Here is a 23,283-nt window from a genome sequence, read left to right on the forward strand (position 1 = left end):
GACGTGGACATCGACATGAGCGCCCTGCGCGGGCTCGAGCGCGAAAAAGAGATCAAGTTCGACCTCCTGGTCGAGGCCATCGAGTCGGCCCTGTTGATCGCCTACCACCGCACCGAGGGCAGCCTGCCCAAGGCGCGCGTGGAGCTGGACCGGGCAAGCGGTCACGTCACCGTATGGGCGACCGAGACCGACGAGGCCGGTCAGCGCGTGCGCGAGTTCGACGACACCCCGGACGACTTCGGCCGGATCGCGGCGACCACCGCCAAGCAGGTGATCCTGCAGCGGCTGCGCGACGCCGAGGAGGAGATCACGTTCGGCGAGTTCGCCGGCCGTGAGGGCGAGATCGTCGCCGGTGTGGTCCAGCAGGGCAAGGACAACCGCAACGTCCTGGTGGACCTGGGTCGCATCGAGGCGATCCTGCCGCCCCAGGAGCAGGTGCCGGGCGAGCGGTACGCGCACGGCATGCGCCTGCGCTGCTATGTCGTACAGGTGCGGCGTGGGCCCAAGGGGCCGTCCATCACGCTCTCGCGCACCCACCCCAACCTGGTGCGGAGGCTGTTCGCGCTGGAGGTCCCGGAGATCGCCGACGGCAGCGTCGAGATCGCCGCGATCGCCCGCGAGGCCGGCCACCGCTCCAAGATCGCCGTCTACTCCACGCGCGCCGGGCTCAACCCCAAGGGCGCGTGCATCGGGCCGATGGGCGCGCGCGTGCGCGCCGTGATGGCCGAGTTGAACGGCGAGAAGATCGACATCGTCGACTGGTCGGACGACCCCGCGCGGATGGTGGCCAACGCGCTGTCGCCGGCGCGGGTGAGCAAGGTCGAGATCGTGGATCTCGCCGCGCGCTCCGCCCGGGTGACGGTGCCCGACTACCAGCTCTCGCTGGCGATCGGCAAGGAGGGGCAGAATGCCCGACTTGCCGCGCGATTGACCGGATGGCGCATCGACATCCGGCCGGACACCGAGACCACCGATTCGGACGACCGGACCCGGTCGACCGAACCAGGTCGCGGTGAGGAGCGGTAGACTTGAACATGTCTGGTCGCAGGCGTGCCCGAGCATGCCCTCGTACAAGGTCGGAGAAGCGGGAAATCACCGCTTCCCCGTGCCGAACGTGCGTAGGTTGTCGGCAGCGTGCGGCCAAGGCCGACCTATTGCGGGTCGTGGCGGTCGAGGGCGTTTGTGTCCCCGATCCCCGCGGCCGAATGCCCGGGCGGGGAGCGCATCTGCACCCCGATCCGGAGTGCCTGGCCCAGGCGGAGCGCCGCAAGGCGTTCGTTCGGGCTTTGCGCGTGCCGGGGCCGCTGGACTCGGCACCACTGCGTGCTTTTTTGAGCGGTGATGGGTTGTCAGAGGTCGGTCGGACAGGTCCAGCGAAGCGGTACCTCGCGAGTCGGAAGTAGGTCGAGATTGCGATGAGCACTCGATGAGTACGCGATGAGTACAGACATGCGGTAGTGACGGTCCGGCGGACGACCAACCCCGGACCAGAAGGAGCGACGTGGCAAAGGTCCGGGTATACGAACTCGCCAAGGAGTTCGGAGTCGAGAGCAAGGTCGTCATGGCCAAGCTCCAAGAACTCGGTGAGTTCGTTCGTTCGGCGTCCTCGACGATCGAGGCGCCGGTTGTTCGCAAATTGACGGAAGCACTCAAGACGGAAGGCGGGCCCGCCCGCCGCGCCCCGCGTCCGCCGGCCTCGTCCGGTGCGTCGCAGGGCGCCCCCTCCCCGCAGGGCGCCTCGCGCCCTGCCCCCGCTCCGGGCCCGCGCCCGGCGGGTGCGCCGACGCCGGGCCCGCGCCCGACGCCGCGCCCGGCCCCCCAGGGCAGCACCGCCCCGCCCGTGGTGCCGGCCGCGCCGGCCGCGGAGGCGACTCCGGCCGCCCCGCGTCAGGCGGAGCGTCCCGCGGCACAGTCGGGTCCGCGTCCGGGCGGCGCGCCCGCTCCGGGTCCGCGTCCGGCCGCACGTCCCGCCGAGCGCGGTCCGGCCGAGCGTGGCCAGGGCGACCGCGGTCCCGCCGAGCGCGGTCCGCGTTCGGACCGTCCCGCCGCGGCCTCCTCGGGTCCGGCGGCGGGCAGCCGTCCGGGTCCGCGTCCGGGTGGTCCCGGTCAGGGCGGCCCCGGTGGTCGTCCCGAGCGCGGTGACCGTCCCGAGCGCGGCGAGCGCTCCTCCGGTCCGCGTACCGGCGGCGCACCGTCCGCCGGTGGCCCGCGTGCCGGTGGTCCCGGTCAGGGTGGTGCCCCCCGTCCGGGTGGCGCGCGTCCGGCCGGCCCGCGTCCGGGCAACAACCCCTTCACCTCGGGCAGCACCGGTATGCCGCGGCCGCAGGCCGCCGGCGGCGGTCGCCCCACCCCGGGCGGCATGCCGCCGCGTCCGCAGGGTCCTGCGGCCGCCGGCCCGCGTCCGGGCGGTTCGGGTGGTCCCGCGGGTCCGCGTCCGGGTGGTAGCGCAGGCCCCGGTGGCCCGCGTCCGAACCCGGGCATGATGCCCAACCGTCCGGCGCCCGCGCGTGGCCCGGGTGGTCCCGGCCGTCCGGGCGGTGCGCCCGGTCGTCCCGGTCCCGGTGGCGGCGGCGGTCGTCCGGCGGGTGCCGGCGGCGGTGGCGGTCGTCCCGGTGGTGGCGGTGGCGGCTTCGGCGGTCCCCGTCCCGGCGGTGGCGGCGGCGGCGCTCCGGGTCGTCCCGGTGGTGGCGGCGGCTTCGCCGGTCGTCCCGGCGGCGGCGGTCGTGGCGGCCCGGGTGGTCGCGGCGGCACGCAGGGCGCGTTCGGTCGTCCCGGTGGGCGTCCGGGCCGCGCGCGCAAGTCGAAGCGTCAGCGTCGTCAAGAGTTCGACCAGATGCAGGCTCCGTCCGCCGGTGGCGTGATGGCTCCTCGCGGCAACGGGCGCGTCGTCCGGATGTCGCGCGGTGCCTCGCTCACCGACTTCGCGGAGAAGATCAACGCGAACCCGGCGGCACTGGTCCAGATCATGTTCAACCTGGGCTCGATGCTGACCGCGACGCAGTCGGTGAGCGACGACGAGCTGCAGACCCTCGGGGCCGAGCTCGACTTCGTGATCCAGATCGTCTCCCCGGAGGAGGAGGACCGCGAGCTGCTCGAGTCCTTCGACCTCGAATGGGGCGAGGACGAGGGCGACGAGGACGACCTCGAGGCGCGTCCGCCGGTGGTCACCGTCATGGGTCACGTCGACCACGGCAAGACCCGCCTGCTCGACGCGATCCGCAAGACGAACGTGATCGCGGGCGAGGCCGGTGGCATCACCCAGCACATCGGTGCCTACCAGGTCGCGACCACGGTCAACGACGTCGACCGCAAGATCACCCTGATCGACACCCCCGGTCACGAGGCGTTCACCGCCATGCGTGCCCGCGGTGCCAAGTCGACGGACATCGCAATCCTCGTGGTCGCGGCGGACGACGGCGTGAAGCCGCAGACGATCGAGGCGCTCAACCACGCGCAGGCCGCGGGCGTGCCGATCGTGGTGGCGGTCAACAAGATCGACAAGGAGGGCGCGGACCCGACCAAGGTGCGCGGCCAGCTCACCGAGTACGGGCTCGTGGCCGAGGAGTACGGCGGCGACACGATGTTCGTCGACATCTCGGCGAAGCAGGGCATGGGCATCGACGACCTGCTCGAAGCGGTCGTGCTGACCGCCGACGCGGCGCTGGAGCTCACCGCCAACCCGCACCAGGAGGCCCAGGGCATCGCGATCGAGGGTCACCTCGACAAGGGCCGCGGCCCGGTCGCCACCGTCCTGGTCCAGCGCGGCACGCTGCACATCGGCGATGCCATCGTGGTCGGCGAGGCCTACGGCCGCGTCCGCGCGATGATCGACGAGAACGGCAACAACCTCACCGAGGCCACGCCGTCGCGTCCGGTCATGGTGCTCGGCCTGACCTCGGTGCCCGGCGCCGGTGACAACTTCCTCGTGGTCGAGGAAGAGCGCACCGCGCGGCAGATCGCCGAGAAGCGGGCGGCCCGGGAGCGCAACGCGGTCCTGGCCCGTCGGTCGAAGCGGGTCTCGCTGGAGGACCTGGACAAGGCCCTCAAGGCCGGCGAGATGCAGCAGCTCAACCTCATCCTCAAGGGCGACGGCTCCGGTTCGGTGGAGGCGTTGGAGGACGCGCTGCTCAACCTGGACGTCGGCGAAGAGGTCGAGCTGCGGATCATCGACCGCGGCGTCGGTGCCATCACCGAGTCCAACGTCACTCTGGCGATGGCCTCGGACGCGATCATCATCGGCTTCAACGTCCGGCCGGAGGGCCGGGCGCGGACGATGGCCGACCGCGAGGGCGTCGACATCCGCTTCTACTCGGTGATCTACCAGGCCATCGAGGAGATCGAGGCCGCGCTCAAGGGCATGCTCAAGCCCGAGTTCGAAGAGGTCCAGCTGGGCACGGCGCAGATCCGCGCGGTGTTCCGCTCCTCCAAGCTCGGCAACATCGCGGGCTGCATGGTCACCGGCGGGACGATCAAGCGCAACACCAAGGCGCGGATCATCCGGCAGGGGGCCGTGGTCGCCGACAACCTCAACGTCGAGGGCCTGCGCCGCGAGAAGGACGACGTCACCGAGGTCCGCGAGGGCTTCGAGTGCGGTATCAACCTCGGTTCGTTCAACGACATCAAGGTCGAGGACATCATCGAGACGTTCGAGATGCGGGAGAAGCCGCGAGGCTGATCCGGTAGGGCGTTCGAGCGCCTCCGGCCGCCGATCCGGTGGTCGAAGGCACTCGAACCCGCCGAGACGAGGCGGCGGATCCGCCCGGTGCACACCGGGCGGATCCGCCGTGTCGCGAAGCAGTGTGGTGGTATCCGGGCCGCGACGTGCGTGCCCGGCTCTTTTCGTCGGCGGCCCCGGTGGCCCCGACCCGAGGCCTCCCGGGCCGGCCAGGCCCGTCGCCTATGTTTGTGGGAACGATCAGCCTCGATGTGTTGTTCGGCGATGTGCACTCGTTGAAGGAAAAACGATCTTTGATCCGCCCCATCCTGGCGGACCTTCAGCGCAAGAATGCCGTTGCCGCCGCCGAGGTGGAGCATCAGGATTTGCATCGGCGCAGCGTGATCGGGGTCGCGGTGGTCTCCGCGACCGTCGAGCGGTGCGCCGAGGTGTTGGACAGCTGCGAGCGGCTCGTCGCGGGCCGGCCCGAGTTGGATCTGCTCTCCGCACGCCGCAGGGTGTACGGGGACGACGACTGACGGACCGGCGGCGACGGCGGTCGCGGTCGCCGTGGCCGCGACCCCCGGTCGCGACCCCGGCCGTGGTCGTCGCAGTCGCAGGGAAGAAGAACGAGAGCGGCTCCCGCGCCCGGTGACCCCGGGCGCGGGGGACCCCGCCGAAATGCCGAGCAATCGCAGGAGGATCAGTGGCCGACACCGCGCGGGCGCGCAAACTCGCGGACCGCATCCAGGTCGTGGTCGCGGAGACCTTGGAGCGCCGGATCAAGGACCCCCGTCTGGGGTTCGTGACGATCACCGCCGCACGAGTGACGGGTGACCTCCGTGAGGCGACCGTGTTCTACACGGTCTACGGCGACGAGATCGAGCGCGCGGCGACCGCCGCCGCGCTGGAGAGCGCCAAGGGCGTGCTCCGCAGCGAGGTGGGCCGGCAGACCGGCGTGCGCCACACCCCGTCGCTGACGTTCGTCGCCGACGCCCTTCCGGACAGCGCCAAACTCATCGACGATCTCCTCGCCCGGGCGCAGCAGGCCGATGCGGCGGTACGCTCAACCGCCGCGGGCGCCGGCTACGCCGGTGACGCGGACCCCTATCGGACCCCGGCCGCGGGCGACGCCGACGACTCCGACGACGAGTCGACGGCGCAGACCAAGGCGGACACACAGGAGGGCGACCGACCTTGACACCAGGCGTGGCGGCGGACCGGGACTCCGGTCCGGCCGCGGGAGCGAAGCCGCGGACCGGCGGTGGTTCCGACGCGGAGACGAGGCCGCCGACCGCGCCGGGTGCGGCCGACTGGGACGAGGCGGTACGCCTGCTCCTGACGGCCGAGGACATCACCCTGCTGGCACACGTCAGCCCCGACGGCGACGCGCTGGGTTCGGCGCTCGCCGTCGGGCTCGCGCTGCGCGAGCTGGGGCGGAGCGTGCGGGTCTCCTACGGCGACGATCCCCTCGTGGTGCCGTCCTCGTTGGAGTTCCTGCCCGGTCAGGACCTGCTGGTGCCGCACACCGAGGTCCCCGAGGAGCCGGAGCTGGTCGCGGTCTTCGACGCGGCCGGTTCGGCCCGGCTGGGCCTGCTGGAAGGCAAGGCAAAGGCGGCCGGAGCGCTCCTGGTGGTGGACCACCACGCCTCCAACACCCGGTTCGGCACCCACCACCTGATCGACATCGACGCGCCCGCCACCGCGGTGCTCGCCGACGAGTTGATCACCCGGCTCGGCGCCACGCTGACCGCCGACATCGCCACCGCGCTGTACACCGGTCTGGTCACCGACACGGGCTCGTTCAAGTACGTGGGGACCACGCCGGAGACGCACACCTTCGCGGCCCGGCTGATGGCCACGGGGATACGGCACGACCTGATCCAGCGGGCGATCTGGGACACCTGCCGGTTCGGCTACCTCAAGGTGCTCGCCGCCGCCCTCGCCGGGGCCCGGCTCGACACCGGCGCGGCCGGCGGCCTGGGCCTGGTGTCCACGGTGATCACCCGCGCCGAGCGGGCCGCGCACGGGATCCGCCTGGACGAGATCGAGGGCGTGATCGACGTGGTCCGCAAGAGCGGCGAGGCCGAGGTCGCGCTGGTGCTCAAGGAGGACGACGACGGCGCGCTGCGCGCCTCCGCGCGGTCCAAGGGCGCGGTGGACCTGGGACGGGTCTGCGGGGCCTTCGGCGGCGGCGGACACGCGTTCGCGGCGGGTTTCACCGCATACGATCCACCGGCCGAGGTGGTGGCCCGATTCCGGGACCTCCTCGCCGACGCACTACTGCCGGTCGCCCCGGCGCAGGCAACCCCGGGAGACGACGCGTGAAGCGCCGCAACGCAGGACCCCCGCCGCCCGACGGTCTGGTGATCGTGGACAAGCCGGCCGGACTGACCTCGCACGACGTGGTGGGCCGGCTGCGCCGGATCGCCGGCACCCGTCGGGTGGGCCACGCCGGGACGTTGGACCCGATGGCCACCGGCGTCCTGGTGATCGGTGTCGAGAAGGCCACCCGCCTGCTCGGCCACCTCGCGCTCACCGAGAAGGGCTACGACGGCACGATCCGGCTCGGGCAGAACACGGTCACCGACGATGCCGAGGGCGAGGTCACCGATTCGACCCCGGCCGGGCATGTGGGCGACGCCGCGATCGCGGCGGGAGTGGCCGCGCTGACCGGGCCGATCATGCAGGTGCCCTCGAAGGTGTCGGCGATCAAGATCGACGGCAAGCGTTCCTACTCGCGGGTGCGGGCCGGCGAGGAGTTCGAGCTGGCCGCCCGACCGGTCACCGTGTCCGCGTTCGAGGTGTCGGCCACCCGGCGCGAGGGCGAGACGATCGACCTGGACGTGCGGGTGACCTGCTCGTCCGGCACCTACATCCGGGCGCTGGCCCGGGACTTGGGCGCCGGGCTCGGCGTGGGCGGCCACCTGACGGCGCTGCGGCGCACCAGGGTCGGTCCGTACGGCCTGGACCGGGCTCGCACGCTGGAGGAGCTGGAGGAGTCCTTCGGCGTGTTGCCGATCGCGGACGCGGCGGCGGCGGCCTTCCCGCGCCGCGAGGTGAGCGAGGACGAGGCGCGGGCGGTCTCGCACGGCGGGCGGCTGCCGGCGGACGAGGCGTCGGGGCCGGTGGGCGTGTTCGGGCCGGACGGGACCTTTCTGGCGTTGGTGGAGAACAGCGGGGGCGTGGCCCGGCCGCTTGCGGTGTTCGTGGGCTGACGTTGTCGGCTCGGGTCCGGGGTGATCGTTGCCACGGCGGGGTCGGGGCCGGGTGGGGGCCGGTACGTGGGAGGCTGGACCCGCGACACACCACGGAGAACGAGGAGCGGTTACGGTGCAGCGTTGGCGGGGCTTGGAGGACGTCCCCAGCGATTGGGGACGCTCCGTCGTCACGATCGGGTCCTATGACGGTGTGCATCGCGGACACCGGCGGACGATCGGCCGAGCGGTCGAGATCGGTCGCGAGCGCGGTCTGCCCGTGGTCGTGGTCACGTTCGACCCGCACCCCAGCGAGGTGGTCCGCCCGGGCAGCCATCCGCCGCTGCTGACGCCGCATTACCGGCGCGCGCAGTTGATGGCGGACCTCGGGGTGGCGGCGGTCCTGGTGCTCCCGTTCACCCTCGAATTCTCCCGGCAGAGCGCGGTCGACTTCGTCCGCCAGGTACTGGTGGACACGCTGCACGCGGCCGTGGTGGTCGAGGGACGCAACTTCCGTTTCGGCCACAAGGCGACGGGCAACGTCGCCCTCTTGGAGGAGTTGGGCGTGGCGAACGACTTCACCGTCGTCGAGCCGGAGCTGTTCGTCTCCGGCGAGGTGACCTTCTCGTCCACCGTGGTCCGGGCCCGGGTCGCCGAGGGCGACGTGGCGGGCGCGGCCGAACTGCTCGGCCGGCCGCACCGGGTCGAGGGTGTGGTGGTGCGCGGGGACCAGCGCGGGCGCGAACTGGGCTATCCGACGGCCAACCTCGAGGTGCTTCCGTATACGGCGATTCCGGCCGACGGGGTGTACGCGGGGTGGCTGGTGATCGACGGCGAGCGGTTGCCGGCGGCGATCTCGATCGGGACGAACCCGACCTTCGACGGTACGGAGCGCCGGGTCGAGGCGTACGCGCTGGACCGGACCGACCTCGACCTGTACGGGGTGCACGTCGCCGTGGACTTCCTCGAATACCTGCGCGGGACCGTGCGGTTCGAGTCGGTCGACGACCTGCTCGACCAGATGGCGCGGGACGTGAAGCGGGCACGCGAGTTGATCGACGCGACGGATCTCGACACCGCGGGCTGAGTGAACCGACGAGGGCCGCCCCGGAGAACATCTCCGGGGCGGCCCTCGTGCGTTCAGCCCTGTCGCGGTGGTTGCCAGTCGCCGGGCGGGGGCTGCTGGTAGTACGGCTGTTGGGGCTGTGGTTGTTGCGGGTGCTGCGGCTGTTGTTGGTGTTGTGGGTGCGGTTGTTGCGGGTGCTGTTGCTGCTGTTGGTATGGCTGCTGTTGCGGTTGGCCGTAATAGGGCTGCTGCGGCGGTTGTTGCCCGTACTGCGGTTGCCACTGCTGCTGTTGCTCGCCGGGCTGGGTGCGGTGGAAGTCCTCGGCGACCAGCGCGGCGAGTTCGAAGTACGCCTCGCGGGTCTTGGGGCGCATCATGTCGAGGTCCAACTCGGCGCCCGCGGACAGGTGTTCGTCGAAGGGGACGACCACGACCGCGCGGCAGCGGGTCTCGAAGTGGGCGACGATGTCCTCGGTCTTGACCATCTTGCCGGTCTCGCGGACCCCGGAGATCACCGTGATGCTGTTGGCCACGAGGTCGGCGTAGCCGTGTGCGACCAGCCAGTCGAGTGTGGTGCTGGCGCTGGTCGCGCCGTCCACGCTGGGCGTGCTGATCACGATCAACTGGTGGGCCAGGTCCAGGACTCCGCGCATCGCGCTGTAGAGCAGGCCGGTGCCGGAGTCGGTCAGGATGATCGGGTACTGCTTGCCGAGCAGGTCGATCACCGAGCGGTAGTCGTCGTCGTTGAACGTGGTCGACACCGCCGGGTCCACGTCGTTGGCCAGGATCTCCAGGCCGCTGGACGACTGTGAGGTGAACCGCCGGATGTCCATGTAACTGTGCACGTGGGCCATTGAGTTGACCAGGTCGCGAATGGTTGCGCCGGTCTCCCGGCGGACCCGGCGGCCGAGGGTGCCGGCGTCCGGGTTGGCGTCGATCGCGATCACCCGGTCCTGGCGCTCGGTGGCCAGGGTCGAGCCGAGGGCGGTGGTGGTCGTGGTCTTGCCGACGCCGCCCTTGAGGCTGATCACCGCGATCCGATAGCAGCCCAGGACGGGTGTGCGGATGCGTTCGAGGCGTTCGGCGCGACGGGCGTCGGCGGACTTGCCGCCGAGCCGGAAGCGCGGGGTCTGCCGGCGGGGTTGCGGTTGTTTGCGCAGCAGGCGGTCGCTGGTCAGTTCGACGGCCGCGGTGTAGCCGAGGGGGGCGCCGCCGACGGTGCGGGCCGGGGCGCCGCCGCCGTCGGGGGACCAGGGCTGCTGCTGGGGTTGCGGGTTGCCCTGGGGCGGGGTGCCCGGGTGGTAGGGCTGGGGCGCCTCGGGGGGTTGGGCGGCGTATGGGTCGGCCGGGTTGGGGTGTTGGGGTGTGGGGTGGTTGGGGTATCCCGGTTGCCCTGGCTGTCCCGGTTGTCCCGGTTGTACTGGCTGTCCCTGTGCTGCCGGTGCCGCCTGGGGGCCGGGGGCGCCGTGTGGGGGCGTGCCCTGGTGGGGCGGTTGGGCCTCGGGGGGCTGGGCGGCGGCGGGGGGTTGGCCGTACGGGGGCTGCTGCGGGGCCGGGGCGCCCTGGGGCGGGGTGCCCTGGGCGTAGGGCGGTTGCGGGTGGCCGGGGTTGGACTGTCCGTAGGGCGCGCCCTGGGCGTAGTCCGGTCCCTGGGGGCCGGGGGGTGCCTGGCCGTAGGGCGGCTGACCCGGCTGTGCCTGGGCGTACGGGTTGGGGCCGCCCTGCTGCGGATCGGGCTGCGGGTATGGGGCGTGGGCCTGTGGGCCGGGGGCGCCGTGCGGCGGGGTGCCCTGGGCGTACGGGGCGGGGGCCTGCTGGTATGGGCCGGGGGCCTGGGCGTACGGCGGTTGGCCGCCGTGCTGCTGTTGCTCCGGCGCGGTGGCCTGGTCGTTGCCGCCGCCGAAGGCACGGCGCATCCACGAACGTTCGTCGCGCTGCTGCTGCGGGGGCGCGATCGGCGCACCACTCGGCGGCGGCAGCGGTTGCCCGGTCGGCGGCGGTGCCGAGCCGCCCCAGGCCTCGCCGTGACCGGGGGCGGAGCCGGTCCAGGCCGGCGGCGGCAGCGGCGAACCCTGCGGGGCCGTCATCGGGCGCGGCGGGGCACCGGTCGGCGGGCCCTGCTGCGGGACGCCGGGCGGTGCGGCCATGTCGTCGGTGACGGGTGGGATCAGCCGGGTCGCCTGATCGGGGGTCGGGGCGCCCTGCTGACCGGGATAGGGCTGCTGCTGCGGGGCGCCCGGGTGCGCCGGGCCCTGGTACTGCGGGTAGGGCAGCGGCCCGCCCTGGGGCGGGGGCGGCTGCTGGGGCTGTCCGTAGGGCGGGTACGCGCCGGCGGGCGGCTGTTGCGCGGGGGCGGCCGGCGGGGCGGGGGGCTGGGGCTGTTGCGGATGCGCGGCGGCCGGTGGCTGCGGCATCTCCGCCGCTTCGGGGGCCCGGGGCGGCTGTGCTTCGCCGGCGTGGGGGGCGTACGGGTCCGCTTGGGGGTGCTGGTCGTAGCCCTGTGGCGGTTGCGGTGGCGGCGCGGGTGCGTCGGCCGGCGTGGTCGGGGGGGCTTCCGGGGCGGCCGGGGCCGGTTCGTCGGCGGAGAGGCCGGGGATCGGCGTGCCGCCGGCGGGGGTGGTGGGTACGTCCTGCGGGTCGAACGGCGCGGGCGTGTCCGGGCGGGCTTCCGCCGCCGGGGGCGCGTCGTCGGCGCGGTCGGGCGCGGAGTCGGGCTGCGGGGCGGCATCGCCGGGCGGACCGGCGGGCGACTGCTCCGGGGCCGCGGTGTCGGTCGGGCGCGCGTCGCCGGCCTCGACGTCGGGGCGGGGCGGCTCGATCGGCTCCGGGTGCTCCGGGCCGTCCGGGGCCGCGTCGACCGGAGCGCCGGTGGGCGGGTCGGCGGGACCGGGCTCGGCCGGTTCCGTGGTCGGAAGGCTCGGGTCGTGGGAAGGCGGTACGACCATGGTCGGGTCGCCGGGTGTGTGGGCCGGGCCGGCGTGGTTCGGGTCGCCGGACGGCGGGACGACGGTGGTGCGGTCGTCGGCCGGGGGAGTGGGCTCGGTCCGGTTTCCGTCGAACGACGGCGGGACGACCATCGTCGGGTCACCCGGGGTGAAGGTCGGGTCCGGGCGGTTTTGGTCGTGGGAGGGCGGTGCGACCGTCGTCCGGTCGTCCGTCGGTACGGGCGCGCCCGGGTGGTCCCGGTCGAGGGACGGGGGCACGACCGTTGTCGGGTCGCCGGGGGTGAACGGCTGATCCGGTCGGTTGTCCCGGGCGGCCGGCGGGGTGGCCGGGCCCGGGCGGTCCGGATCGGTCACCGGCGGCATGACCATGGTCTGGTCGCCGGGGGTGAAGGTCGGGCCGGGGCGGTCCTGCGCGACGGGTGGTTGGCCGCCGTACGGCAGGGGGGCCGCGGGCTCGGGTGGGGTGTACTGCGGCGGGACGACGGTGGTCGGCTCGCCCGTGCCGAACGCCGGTGGGGCCTGGGGCGCGGTGTTCGGGTGCGCCTCGCCGGGCCCGGCCGGGCGGTGCGCGCCGTGGTCGACGGCGGCCGGGGGCGCGGGCTCGTGCGTGCGGGCCTCGTGCGCGCGGGGGTCGCCGGCCGGCGGTCGGTGGGTGGGCTCGTGCGGTGGGGCGCCGGGCGGCGGTACCGGTGCGCCGGAGCCGTACGGGCCCGGGGCGCCGGCGGTCGGTCCGGCCGGGTGCGCGGCGCCGTGGTCCGCCCCGTACGGCAGCGGCGCGGGCGCGTCCGGCGTGCGTGCCGGCGGCACGAGCGTGGGGTCCTCACTGCCGTAGCGGGGCGCCTGGCTCGGCCCCGGTGGTGCGGGCGCACGGCCCCCGGACGGGGGTGGCGCGGGCGCGCCGCCGTCCTGGTGGGTGTACCACGAGGGCATGGTGAAATCGGGTCCCGACCACTCCTCTTCCTCGTCCGCCCCCGCCTCGATGTGTGCGCCGTCCTGCTCGCTGCTCACGGTGTGGTCCTTCCGATCGTCCGGAGGCGGCTCGGCATCAGAGCACACGGCGCCGCCGTCGGCCGTACCCCGACCAGGGTCGAGGTTGCCCCCTACACGAGCCTCACAGCGTAGTCAGCGGCGTCGGCGGTCGTCGCCGGTCCGTCCCCTGTTCGCGTCGAGGCGGTGCGCGGAACCGCGCGGTCGGTGTGCCCGGACACCGGGTCAGTCCATCCGGCGCGGCGGTCCGAGCAGGTCGAGTTCGGCCCGAGTGGGCGTCAGCATCACGTACTTGCGCGATTTCCTGGTGCTCCACAGGGTCAGCTCGTCGGCGAGCGTGGGCAGCGCGGCCTCGTCCTCGCCGGGCAGGCTCAGCACGGTCGCGGCCGCCTGCGCCTCCATCGGCGAGACCCGCTGGATGCCGATCAGCCCGACGCCGGCGCCGATCCGCTGCCGGGCCTGCGCCGGGTCGAGGAAGGGCAGCAGGGTCAGCGTGGTCTGCCAGGCGGCCGGCGCGAGCCGATTGCGCGGCGGCCGGGCGCCGCAGTCGCGGACGACCAGGACCGGGCTGCCCGGAGTGGGGCCTTGCGGGCCGAGCCGACCCACCTGATGCACCGTCACGCACGGCTGCGCGCCGCCCGCGGCCTGGGCCATCGCGGACCACAGCTGCGGACGGCCGGACTCGATCGCCACCCGGGCGCCGATCGCCGCCGCCCGCAACGCGATGATCTGCACCACATACGCGCCGCCGACGAACGCCACCTCCAGCGGCTCGGGCCGGAACAGGCCCAGGACCGCCGGATCACGATCCGCGTCGACCCCGATCACCACGCCGTCGTCGCCCACCGGCAGGCCGAGCGCGGGCAACTGGGCGGCGGTCAGCAGGTGTCGCTCGTGGCGCGGGCCGATCAAGCGGGCCAGGCCCCCGCGGCGCGCCGGCCGTGGTGCGGGGGTGCCGGACCCCGGGGTCGGATTCGGGGGCGGGGTCGGCGTCGGCGCGGGGGCCGGATTGCGCCCGTTCGGCGCCCGACGTCGGCCGCGGCCGGTGTTGGTCGTGCTCACAGGTGGATCCTCCCCGTACACATGCACATGTGACGCTTCGTCACGACAGGCCGCCGAGCGGCAGCGTGGCCAGCAGGGCCGGCTGCTGCTCCCAGTCGAGCCGGGTCAGCCCGATCCGCTCGGAGCGCGCCCGGCGCTCCAGTTGCCGGGTCACGTCCGCCAGTTCGCTGCCGGAGCGGGCGGCGATCCGTACGTGCGTGGTGAGCGCGGTGGTCCCGCCCACGCCGTGGGTGGCGGTCAGCGCGAAGGTGGTGGCGATCGCCGGGGTCGCGGTCAGCGCGCCCACCAGGTCGGAGGTGCGCCCCTGGGTCAACTGCGGCCAGTGGTTCGCCCAATAGGTGGTGTGCCACCGGTCGTCGCAGCGCCACGCGCGCTTGGACTCGGTGGTCCGCCGCCCGCCGCGCCCGTACTGGCGCGTGGTGCGGTTCACGCTGCACGAGGTGGCGAGCGCCTGGATCAACTCGGCCTCGTCCAGGGCCCGGGCCTCGAAACCGGCGCCGGTCAGGTTGCCGGCGAGCTGGTTGACCGCGCGCAACAGCGCCCGCTGGGCGCCCTCCTCGCCACCGCCGCGCGCGGCCACCGCGCCCGCGCACAGCTCGGGTTCGAAGCGCAGCGCGATCCAGGTCAGCCGCAGCGCGGGCACGTCGTGCAGGCCCTGCTCGACGAGTTGCCGGTAGGAACGGGTGGCCAGCGCCTCCTCGGGCAGGTGGGTGGCCGGCGCCGGCTGGGTGTGCTGGACCACCTGGACCGAGGCCAGCGTCACGTCGTCCACGTCGAGCGTGCTCACGATCGCGGGCAGCGGCAGCGGGCGTTGGGCCCGCGAGGGGCGCAGCGGTTCGTCGCGCGAGGTGACCAGCAGTACGGCGGTGAGGAAGGTGCCGTCGCCGATCAGGCCGATCGAGCGGCGGTCGCGGTCGGTGACCGAGGTGGTGGTCAACCGCGGCGCGCACTCCAATACCGGGACCAGGACCGGGTCCGCGTCGTCCGGCACGGCCGGCATCCGACGCCTGCGGCGGAAGTCGTACACGATCGGCAACCACTGCGCGAGCCACCGGCCGCGCAGCCGCACGAGCGCGGGCACCACCAGCAGGATCGCCACCGCGCCCAGACCGATCAGCACCGCGAGGTTGGTGGCCAGGCCGATCGCGACCAGCAGCACGGCGAGTTGGATCAGTACGATCTGCTGGACCAGCACGCCGCCGATCCGCCCCGCGCGCGGATGTACCCGCAACGAGGCGCGTTGGGGCGGCGTCGGTGGTGACGTCCCGTCGGGTGGTGTGGGCGGGCGGGTCTGCCGATGCGTCCCTACCGGCGTGGGTGCGGCCACGTTTGTAGATCCCCCATGTCACGACTTGTCCCCGTACGCCGTCGCCCGAGTGTCACAACGGGTGCGGCACACCGTACGGTACGGGGCCGGGGGTCTGGCCGCGACCCTGCGACCGCGGCGGTGATAGAACCGTCAGCCGGAGCGTTCGGTCGATCACGGGGAGAACGATGGCATCGCGCCGCGAGCAACTTGAGGCGTACATCTTCGCGCGCCGCCGCATGGTGGCGGCCTTCCTGCAACCCGCGCCCGGCGGGGGCACCGAGGAGAACGCCCCCAAGCCGATGCGGATGGTCACGCCCAGCATCGTGGTCGCGATGCTGGTGCTGGCCGGGTTCGGGGTCGTCGGTCTGATCAAGCCCGGAACGCCGCCCGGCTGGAAGGACAAGAGCAGTCTGATCGTGGGCCGCGACTCGGCCAGCCGATACGTCTTCCTCGACGGCAAGCTGCACCCCGTGCTCAACATCGCTTCGGGCCGACTGCTCCTGGACCCGGGCAACTTCAAGGTCAACATGGTGCCGGAGAAGCAGCTCAACAGCGTGAGTCACGGCGCGCCGCTGGGTATTCCGAACGCGCCGGACCGGCTGCCCACGGCCAAGGAGGTCCGGGGGCGCAAGTCCTGGACCGTGTGCGAGCGTCCGGCGATCGGCAAGGACGGCAGGCCCGACCCGGCCGGCGAGCCGCAGCGCAGCGTGTTCATCGGCGCGGCTCCGGCGGACGGGCCGCTCGCCCCCGGGCAGGGGCTGTTCGTCCAGGACCGCAACCAGCGCAAGTACCTCGTCTACCAGGGCAAGCGCTACGCCGTGGAGGCGCCGACCGTGATCGGCGCGCTCAACCTGGTCGGCATACCGGCGCAGCCGATGAGCGACTCGTGGCTGGCCACGCTGATCGACGGCGGGGTGATCGACCACCCGCTGCCGGCCGACTACGGCAAGCCCACCTCGCTGCCGCTGGCTCGGGAGTACAACAGGATCGGCATCGTGTTGCGGGCCGAAGGTGGTGCCCAGCGGCAGAACTACGTGGTCACCAGGGAGGGCGTGATGCCGATCAGCGAGCTGACCGCCGTCCTGCTCACCACGAACCCGAGGGTCAAGGAGGCGTACGGCAACACGCCGCCGAACGCGTTCCCGGTGAACATCGGCACGCTCGGCACCGCCGTGGTGCAGGACCGCACCTACGCCGCGGACAAGGGATGGCCGGAGATTCCGCCGACCCCGATGAACCGGATGACCCGCAACGACCTGGAACTGCCGCGCAACGTGGTGTGCAACACCTTCGCCGACGACTGGCGCGGCACACAGCCGGTGACCACGCAGTCCGCGGGGACCCGGCCGCCGGAGCAACTGGTCGACGGCATGGGCGGGGTGTGGGTCAAGCCCGGCGCGGGGGCGCTGTATCGGGAGGTCACCGGTACGCCCGAGGGCGGTCCGATGTATCTGGTCGCCGACTCGGGACTGCGCTACAGCGTGCCGGAGGAGGCGCAGGCCGGCGGTGCGCAGGCGCAGTCCGGGCAGGAGAGCGAGGCGAAGCAGCGCCTGGGGTACAAGGGCGTGGAGGCCAAGCCGTTGCCCCGGGCGTGGTCGGAACTGGTGTCGCGGGGACCGCAGTTGAGTACGGCCGATGCCAAGAAGCCACAGGGTTCCTGAGCCTGGGGGCGGGAGTTGAGGTAGCGTCGTGGGGGTCGTGAGTGGCGACGAACCGACCCGAAAGCACCACTGAAGACCTGCGCATTGCACTGGACCCGCAGGGGTATTCACCGGGTCAAGGTTCCGTAACCTTGCGTAGGGCGTCGCTTGGGTGGCGTCCGGGGTTGCGGTTAGAGTTCCCACGACGTCGCAACGGTGACGTTGGTGCGGGGGCACCCGACACGGGTGACACGAACCTTCCCTCGCGCACGTCTGTCTCATGGGGGATGGTGAAACATGGCAGGTGAAGCGTTCAAGATCACTCCGCAGATGTTGGCGGAGTTGTCGAAGAAGGTTCAGGGTGTCGCGACCGACCTCGAGGCGGCCATCCAGGAGATGAACCGCAAGGTCGACGCGATCGAGGGTCAGTGGCAGGGCGCTGCCAGGACCCAGTTCGACCCGCTGCAGGAGCAGGCCGTGCAGAAGGCGCTCGGGGTCAAGCGCGCTCTGGAGGCCATCTCGGGGGCGATGGGCCACAACGCCAACTCGTACGACCAGACCGAGACGACGGTGTCCGGCAACATCTCGAAGTTGATGTTCTGACCGAGGTTCGTTCCGGGATTCGTACCGTCGTCGCCGTGCGCCTGGTCGCCCCCGTCGCCGACGGTCGAGTCCGCTCTCGTGGCGCTCGGGGCGATGCCCCGGTCGTACGCCCGTCATCCGACACTGGGGAGAAAGCATGTCGCAGGTAGTTGTCACTTTCGCTGCGCTCGAACAGGCCGCAGCCGATATTCGCGCCCTCAACGCCCGTCTCGCCGACATGCAGTCGGGTCTGAAGCGGGACATCTCGCCGGTCACCGAGTCGTGGTCCGGTGACGCCCGCGAGGGTTACCTCGTCCAGCAGGCGAGCTGGGACCAGAACGCGCAGGGGCTGCAGGACGCGCTCAACGGCATCGCCGACGGCCTGATGCGCGCGGCCGACGCGTACCGCCAGACCGAGGCGTCGAACGCCAAGATGTGGCAGTAGTCGCTGCTTCGATCCTCGGCGCGGTGCGTCGTCGGCGAAGTGCGTGTGTGTGAGTGCGAGTGCGCGTGCGCGTGTGTGCGCGAAGGCATGTGTGTGCGAGAGCGTGTGTGCGTGAGTGGCGTGATGTGAGGAGGCGGGCTGGTGCCCGCCTCCTCCCGCGTCCGTCATCGGTCTTACGGGGGCCGGGGACACCCAGAAGACGAACCGCCCGGCCCGGTGGACCGGGATCGGGCGGACGGTGATCCGGAAGGCGAACGAACCGATGCGACCCGTGCGGCGACGGTGGGCGGCACCCCTTCTGGCGCTGGGTCTGGTGCTTCCCGCCGGATCGGTGGGCGCTGCCTCGGCCGACGGGGGTCCGGCGCACACCGCGCTGCTCGCGGGGAGCGACTGCCAGTACCCGTCCAAGCCGATGCCCGGCAAGCCGTGGTCGTTGCAACGGGTGTTGCTCGACGAGCTGTGGCAGAAGGCGACCGGCAAGGGCGTCACGGTCGCGGTGATCGACAGCGGGATAGACGACGACAACCCGCAGTTGGCGCCCGCGATCGTGGCCGGCAAGGACTTCTTCAACGACAAGGCGAACGGCACCGACGACACCAACGGCCACGGCACGATGGCCGCGGGCATCATCGCGGCCCGGCCCGGGGATCGGCTCACCCCCAGGCTGGAGACCGGATTCGCCGGGATCGCGCCCGAGGCGATGCTGCTGCCGATCCGGCAGAACGGCGGCGACGACGCGACCAAGGGCAACGAGGACACCCTGGCCCAGGCGATCGACTTCGCGGTCGCGGGAGGTGCCTCGGTGATCAACATCTCGCAGGACACCGTGGGCGGCCAGGAGCCGGGCCAAAAGTTGCAGGACGCGATCCAGCGCGCGCTGGCCAAGCAGGTCGTGGTGGTGGCCGCGGCCGGCAACTCCGGCGACAAGGACAACCTCGACTCGTGGCCCGCGAAGTATCCGGGCGTGCTGGGCGTCGGCGCCGCCGACCGCAACAACGAGCGAGCGCCGTTCTCGCAGAACAAGCCGTACGTGGGCGTGATGGCGCCCGGCGTGGACATGTGGTCGACGGTCCCCAAGGGCGGCCACTGCCGGGGCGACGGCACCTCGTTCGCGACGCCGTACGTGGCGGGCGTCGCGGCGCTGATCCGCTCGGCGCACCCGAACTACACCGCGGCCCAGGTGATCACCCTGATCGAACAGACCGCACAGCGCACCGCCCCGGGCCACGTGGACGGCGTCGGCTGGGGCGTGGTCGACCCCCTGCGCGCCCTCGCCTTCACCGGGGTACCCGGCTCCGTCCCGGTCCCCGACCCCAAGGTCGACCGCAGCACGGAACTGGTCAACGTGGCCCCACTGGCCCACGGCCCCTCCCGAGCCGACCGCGACCGCCGCAAGGCCTCGGTGATCCTCTTCGTCGCGATCGGGCTCACGATCGTGGTGATCTGCGGCGCAATCGTCATCCGCGACGCCCGAAACCGCCCTTAACCCAGCTGAACCGCGACCGGCCCCGGCCGATCGAGGTTCGGCCGGCCACTGCATGGTGACGACCCGTCGTTCGGGGCGGGCTTCCGATAATCAGGAAAGAACCTCATCGGACCACCTGGGGAAAACATGTCAAGCGGCATACCCGATACGAACTTGAGCCGTATCGCCTTTCCCGATCAGTTTCACGAGACCGATCCCGCGCCGCCCGGCTCGCACCCGGCTCCGGCCGGCCCACCGAACCCGCCTCCGGGTGTTCCGCCGATTCAGGACCCCGGCGGCTCGTTCGACGTGCCGGGTCGCACGTACGTGGAAGCGGACCAATTGACCCGACTCGCCGGCACGGCCGAAGGCTTCCAGGGCGAGATTCTGAAGATCAACCAGGACGCCGACGCCACCGCCCAGACCGCGGCGGCCGGGCTGGAGGGCCACGCCATGCAGGCGGCGCTGCGCGAGTTGGCACACGACTGGCCCTTGCAGGCTGCCTCCGCCGCGGCCCAGTTCGGTTTGGCGGCGGAAGCCTTGCGCGCCAACGCCGACCAGTACCGGCATACCGAGCATGTCAACACCAACCTGTTCGGTTCTTGAGGAGAAGCGATGAACCTCGCACAGTTTCGACAGGCCAATCTCGATGGCCTGTCGGCGGCGGTGGCGTATTGGGACGCCCTGGCCGGACGGATGCAAGGCGTTGAACTCCGCCTGGGCGCCGAGTTGTCGGGGCCGATCAAGAGCGGTAAGTGGCAGGGGCTTTCCGCCAAGTTCGCCGGCCTGCGCATCGATACGGTGCACAAGCAGTTGACCAACGCCACGCTCGAGAGTCGGGCCGTCGCTTCCGTGCTCAGTGATGTCAACGGCGATCTTCGCAAGCTGCGTGAGGAGTTGCAGGCGATCGAGGCGGAGGCCGCCGCCAAGAAACTCGTGATCGCGCCGGACGGGGCGGTCAGCTGGCCACCGATGCAGGTTGCTCCGGGGCAGCCGGAGGTGAGCAAGGAGGCCGGCGATCGTTACACGGCCGAGCAGCGCTCACATGCCGAGGAAATCGGTCGCCGGATCGCCGACCTGCTGCGTCGAGCCGGCGACGCGGACGAGCGGGGGGCGGCGGCGTTGCGCGCCACGCGCGGCAAGGACGCGACCTTGTTCGACTCGCCCGACGCGCTCGGTGGCGGTGCCGAGGCGGACGCCAAGCGCGCCGCCGACCTGTTCACCCGCCTGTCCTCGCTCGATTCGGGTGATCTCGACCTGCTGCGCAACATCATGCAGGCGAACTCCGGAAACCCGAACTTCGCCGAAGCACTGACTCGTTCGATGAAACCCACCGGCCTCTACGATGCCACCGGTCTGATCGCGCAGATGAACGCGCGGATAGGCGCGGGCGACAAGAATGACCCGAGACTGGCGGACCTGAGGCAACTTCAGACCGACTTGGGCAATTCCCTGGCCGCGGCCAGTCCGCGACTGGTCAAGGACCCCGCGTGGATGGCGTCGATGACGGAGGCGGGCCGAAAGTTCGTCCGCGTCGGCGACGGTGACGCGTATCCGGGACGGGCCACGGTCTACGGGTACCAGTTGCTGGGCACGCTGCTGGGCCACGGCACATACGACACCGCCTTCCTGCGACAGACCGCCGATGAGGTGATCGCGTTCGAGAAGGCCGCCGGCAAGCCCTCGATCTGGAGCACGACCCTCATTCCGCCGCCGCGTTTCGGCCTGGATCTCTCCCGTCCGGGCAGCGGCTACGATCCGGTGACCGGCGTGCTGACGGCGATGAGTTGGAACCCCGAGGCGGCGAAGGGCTTCTTCGGCGACGGCGGACCGGCCCGGCTCGACTACCTGTTCAAGGGCCGCAGCCCGATTTCGGACCACATCGGCGGTGGCGGCGGCGAGCCGACGAGCTTCGATGCTCTCGGGAATGCGCTCCAGGCCGCCACGACCGGCCGAATCCCCACCGGCGCGGTGGGCCTCCCCGATTCCCCGATGGCCCCGCACGATGACGTCATGCGGCGTATCGCGGCGGACGCGGTCAACTACATCGGGGGCCGGGGAGGGTTGCACGGCGCGGTACCCGGGAGCATGAGCGACAGTATGGCGAACATATTCGCGGAATATGTGGACGAAACGCATCTCAGTCTCTCGGGAGATCGACTCCATCATTCCCTCTTCGGTAACACGAACGATCTGGTCAGGGCGATGAAGGGCGCATCCGAGAACCCGGAAGCCTTCAGGTTGCTCTATGATCAGGAACTCAATTACGGCGCGGCAAGAATGGCCACCCCCGTCGATCCGGAAGCGGTGAAGGTGGAGGTCAACGCCGGATCCAGGGCCCTGGGCGCGCTCGATGAAATTCGAGCACAGGTGATCATGGACTACGGAAGCGACTCGGATACCGCGAGGAGTTGGGACAGTAAATATCTCTACCACGGCTACGGTGGTGGAGCGAATGCGGTGGCAGGGGTTGTCCTGCCCCCGCAACTCGCCTTTTTGGGAGACTTCGCCCAGCGGAGGGTGAATCTTATTACCGATCACTGGTATGCCGACCGCAGCAGTGAGATCGCCGAGCAGACCTCGATCGACCTGGAGGCCATGCGCAAGGAAAATGCGGATCGATGGAGCGCGGCGCTGAAGGCATTTGCCGAAAGCTCTCCGGAGCGAGGGGCTCCGGACTTCGACGTGAAGCTTCAAGGCCTGCTCGGGAATTCGCAGCTGTACTACGGAAACGGCAGCCACATGGTGCAGCAGATTTTCGATAAATAGCAGTCCACGGCTTCTGTTCGTGAATTCGAAAAATTGAAGGGTGCGATAATGTCCGATCGATCTCCTTGGGCGTTTCGGACTCGGCGATTGGTGATCGCTCTCGCGACGTGCGTCTCATTGACTGCTGTCGGGGTATTTCTGGGTCACAGTGATCGGCTGCCGTGGCAGGAGAAGACCTACTCGGCCCCGGAAAAGTTTTGTTTCGATGCGATGTCCGGGGCCGAGGTGGCGCGTTTCATCAGTGGATCGTCCATGGGCAAGCACGGTCGTATCGGGCGCGTGATATCCGTGACCCCGGTCGACCGGGATCACATCGGTACCACGAACTGCTACCTCTCGGTGCCGGTTGCCCGGGGACGTGTACAGCCACAAGGGACGCGGCTCAACACATCCCGAGATGACGATCGCGCCGAATTCGCTTTCAGATTGTTCATTGCCGACTGGGCCGTGGAAGGTCAGATCGCCGAGGACTTCCCCACCGGCGCCACCCCGCTCGGCGGTGGCATCAGCGGAGCGGTCACCGACAACGAGGCGTGGCTACGGGTGCCGGCGTGTTCGGCAGGCCCCGAGGAGACACGCAAGACGGCGAGGTTCGCCAACATCGGTGTGCGGCGCTCGCAGGATGCTTCGCTCAAGAACATACGGCCGATCCTGGCTTCGATGCTCGCCCGTTTGACGAATCGCGGGCTCGAGGCCATGGGCTGCCCGGACCGTATCCCGGAACTGGACATTTCCGCGGGACCGGTGCGCAGAGAGCCGCTTCCGCAGGATGGGCGGTGTCTACCTGTGGACGCGACGGCTCTCGGGATCACGGATACGACAAGGTGGTCGGCGGAGAAGTTCGAGACCGCCCGAACCGATGTGTCCTGGTGTGATGTTTTCAACGAGAAGGGCGAACGAGCCCTTCGCTTCACGAGCATGAACGCGGCCTTCGCCTGGCAGTACCCCCAAAACGCCGAACGTCGTCGCACGATCGCGTGGGGCTGCGAGCCCGGAGTGATTCCCGCCGAAAACGCGGCCCTGGTCCATGCACTCGAACGTTTCGATGAACGGCTCCGGCCGCTGCGGGAGTTGAAGGCGGCCATCGTGGCGGCCGCGCCCGAATCGGCATGCGCGGGCGGCGGCGCGACTTCGGCGAAGTAGGCGGGATCGGGCGTGCCGT

Annotated in this window: 18 protein-coding genes; 15 read left to right on the plus strand and 3 right to left on the minus strand. The window is 71.5% G+C overall.

Annotation, left to right across the window (positions count from 1 at the left end; genetic code table 11):
- Positions 1 to 3: 3 nt before the first annotated feature.
- The 8 genes from nusA (at position 4) to ACWGR4_RS32670 (ending at position 8,938) form a co-directional block, all read left to right on the plus strand.
- On the plus strand, positions 4 to 1,026 hold the full coding sequence (nusA, locus tag ACWGR4_RS32635) for a transcription termination factor NusA (protein ID WP_078977439.1): 1,023 nt from the start codon (positions 4 to 6) through the stop codon (positions 1,024 to 1,026).
- Between the two features lie 8 nt (positions 1,027 to 1,034).
- Complete coding sequence (locus ACWGR4_RS32640) at positions 1,035 to 1,403, plus strand: YlxR family protein (RefSeq protein ID WP_380003163.1); 369 nt, start codon at positions 1,035 to 1,037, stop codon at positions 1,401 to 1,403.
- Positions 1,404 to 1,501: 98 nt separating this feature from the next.
- A complete protein-coding gene (gene infB, locus ACWGR4_RS32645) occupies positions 1,502 to 4,675 on the plus strand; it encodes a translation initiation factor IF-2 (protein ID WP_380040535.1) in 3,174 nt (1,057 codons plus the stop codon).
- 224 nt (positions 4,676 to 4,899) lie between these two features.
- Positions 4,900 to 5,193 (plus strand): DUF503 domain-containing protein, encoded by a 294-nt coding sequence (locus ACWGR4_RS32650; RefSeq protein WP_078977441.1) that lies wholly within the window; start codon positions 4,900 to 4,902, stop codon positions 5,191 to 5,193.
- Between the two features lie 167 nt (positions 5,194 to 5,360).
- A complete protein-coding gene (gene rbfA, locus ACWGR4_RS32655) occupies positions 5,361 to 5,855 on the plus strand; it encodes a 30S ribosome-binding factor RbfA (RefSeq protein WP_380003085.1) in 495 nt (164 codons plus the stop codon).
- Positions 5,852 to 6,982, plus strand: coding sequence for a DHH family phosphoesterase (locus ACWGR4_RS32660; protein WP_380003086.1), 1,131 nt, complete (start codon positions 5,852 to 5,854; stop codon positions 6,980 to 6,982). Before rbfA ends, ACWGR4_RS32660 begins: the two co-directional genes overlap by 4 nt.
- On the plus strand, positions 6,979 to 7,872 hold the full coding sequence (truB, locus tag ACWGR4_RS32665; RefSeq protein WP_452129366.1) for a tRNA pseudouridine(55) synthase TruB: 894 nt from the start codon (positions 6,979 to 6,981) through the stop codon (positions 7,870 to 7,872). The genes ACWGR4_RS32660 and truB overlap by 4 nt, the downstream gene beginning before the upstream one ends.
- A 115-nt stretch (positions 7,873 to 7,987) precedes the next feature.
- Positions 7,988 to 8,938 (plus strand): bifunctional riboflavin kinase/FAD synthetase, encoded by a 951-nt coding sequence (locus ACWGR4_RS32670; protein WP_380003088.1) that lies wholly within the window; start codon positions 7,988 to 7,990, stop codon positions 8,936 to 8,938.
- Between the two features lie 53 nt (positions 8,939 to 8,991).
- Here ACWGR4_RS32670 and ACWGR4_RS32675 read toward each other — a convergent pair whose 3' ends face one another.
- The 3 genes from ACWGR4_RS32675 to eccE all read right to left on the minus strand — a co-directional run bounded on the left by ACWGR4_RS32675 (position 8,992) and on the right by eccE (position 15,238).
- Positions 8,992 to 12,870 carry a nucleotide-binding protein gene (locus tag ACWGR4_RS32675; protein ID WP_452129365.1) on the minus strand — a complete coding sequence of 1,293 codons (3,879 nt, stop codon included), beginning with the start codon at positions 12,868 to 12,870 and terminating at the stop codon, positions 8,992 to 8,994.
- A 204-nt stretch (positions 12,871 to 13,074) separates the two neighbouring features.
- Entirely contained in the window at positions 13,075 to 13,911 is an 837-nt protein-coding gene (locus tag ACWGR4_RS32680; RefSeq protein ID WP_452129364.1) for a hypothetical protein, read from the minus strand.
- Positions 13,912 to 13,951: 40 nt separating this feature from the next.
- The gene (gene eccE, locus ACWGR4_RS32685) at positions 13,952 to 15,238 is read right to left on the minus strand and encodes a type VII secretion protein EccE (RefSeq protein WP_452129363.1); all 1,287 of its coding nucleotides are present in this window, start codon (positions 15,236 to 15,238) and stop codon (positions 13,952 to 13,954) included.
- Positions 15,239 to 15,405: 167 nt separating this feature from the next.
- Here eccE and eccB point away from each other — a divergent pair, with 167 nt between their 5' ends.
- The 7 genes from eccB (at position 15,406) to ACWGR4_RS32720 (ending at position 23,264) form a co-directional block, all read left to right on the plus strand.
- Positions 15,406 to 16,881, plus strand: coding sequence for a type VII secretion protein EccB (gene eccB, locus ACWGR4_RS32690; RefSeq protein ID WP_452129362.1), 1,476 nt, complete (start codon positions 15,406 to 15,408; stop codon positions 16,879 to 16,881).
- 276 nt (positions 16,882 to 17,157) lie between these two features.
- Positions 17,158 to 17,463 (plus strand): WXG100 family type VII secretion target, encoded by a 306-nt coding sequence (locus ACWGR4_RS32695; RefSeq protein WP_380003093.1) that lies wholly within the window; start codon positions 17,158 to 17,160, stop codon positions 17,461 to 17,463.
- A 136-nt stretch (positions 17,464 to 17,599) separates the two neighbouring features.
- On the plus strand, positions 17,600 to 17,887 hold the full coding sequence (locus ACWGR4_RS32700; protein WP_078977448.1) for a WXG100 family type VII secretion target: 288 nt from the start codon (positions 17,600 to 17,602) through the stop codon (positions 17,885 to 17,887).
- 262 nt (positions 17,888 to 18,149) lie between these two features.
- Complete coding sequence (gene mycP / locus ACWGR4_RS32705; RefSeq protein WP_452129361.1) at positions 18,150 to 19,373, plus strand: type VII secretion-associated serine protease mycosin; 1,224 nt, start codon at positions 18,150 to 18,152, stop codon at positions 19,371 to 19,373.
- 153 nt (positions 19,374 to 19,526) lie between these two features.
- The gene (locus ACWGR4_RS32710; RefSeq protein ID WP_439674866.1) at positions 19,527 to 19,958 is read left to right on the plus strand and encodes a hypothetical protein; all 432 of its coding nucleotides are present in this window, start codon (positions 19,527 to 19,529) and stop codon (positions 19,956 to 19,958) included.
- 9 nt (positions 19,959 to 19,967) lie between these two features.
- A complete protein-coding gene (locus ACWGR4_RS32715) occupies positions 19,968 to 22,121 on the plus strand; it encodes a hypothetical protein (RefSeq protein ID WP_452129360.1) in 2,154 nt (717 codons plus the stop codon).
- 90 nt (positions 22,122 to 22,211) lie between these two features.
- Positions 22,212 to 23,264 carry a hypothetical protein gene (locus ACWGR4_RS32720; RefSeq protein WP_452129359.1) on the plus strand — a complete coding sequence of 351 codons (1,053 nt, stop codon included), beginning with the start codon at positions 22,212 to 22,214 and terminating at the stop codon, positions 23,262 to 23,264.
- Positions 23,265 to 23,283 lie beyond the last annotated feature (19 nt).

The organism is Embleya sp. NPDC055664 (assembly GCF_053618075.1).

Bases quoted from the DNA above. Each gene is read 5' to 3' on its own strand.
- ACWGR4_RS32640 (WP_380003163.1), top strand. From the start codon at position 1,035: ATGTCTGGTCGCAGGCGTGCCCGAGCATGCCCTCGTACAAGGTCGGAG.
- ACWGR4_RS32650 (WP_078977441.1), top strand. From the start codon at position 4,900: ATGTTTGTGGGAACGATCAGCCTCGATGTGTTGTTCGGCGATGTGCAC.
- eccB (WP_452129362.1), top strand. From the start codon at position 15,406: ATGGCATCGCGCCGCGAGCAACTTGAGGCGTACATCTTCGCGCGCCGC.
- ACWGR4_RS32695 (WP_380003093.1), top strand. From the start codon at position 17,158: ATGGCAGGTGAAGCGTTCAAGATCACTCCGCAGATGTTGGCGGAGTTG.
- ACWGR4_RS32700 (WP_078977448.1), top strand. From the start codon at position 17,600: ATGTCGCAGGTAGTTGTCACTTTCGCTGCGCTCGAACAGGCCGCAGCC.
- mycP (WP_452129361.1), top strand. From the start codon at position 18,150: ATGCGACCCGTGCGGCGACGGTGGGCGGCACCCCTTCTGGCGCTGGGT.
- ACWGR4_RS32715 (WP_452129360.1), top strand. From the start codon at position 19,968: ATGAACCTCGCACAGTTTCGACAGGCCAATCTCGATGGCCTGTCGGCG.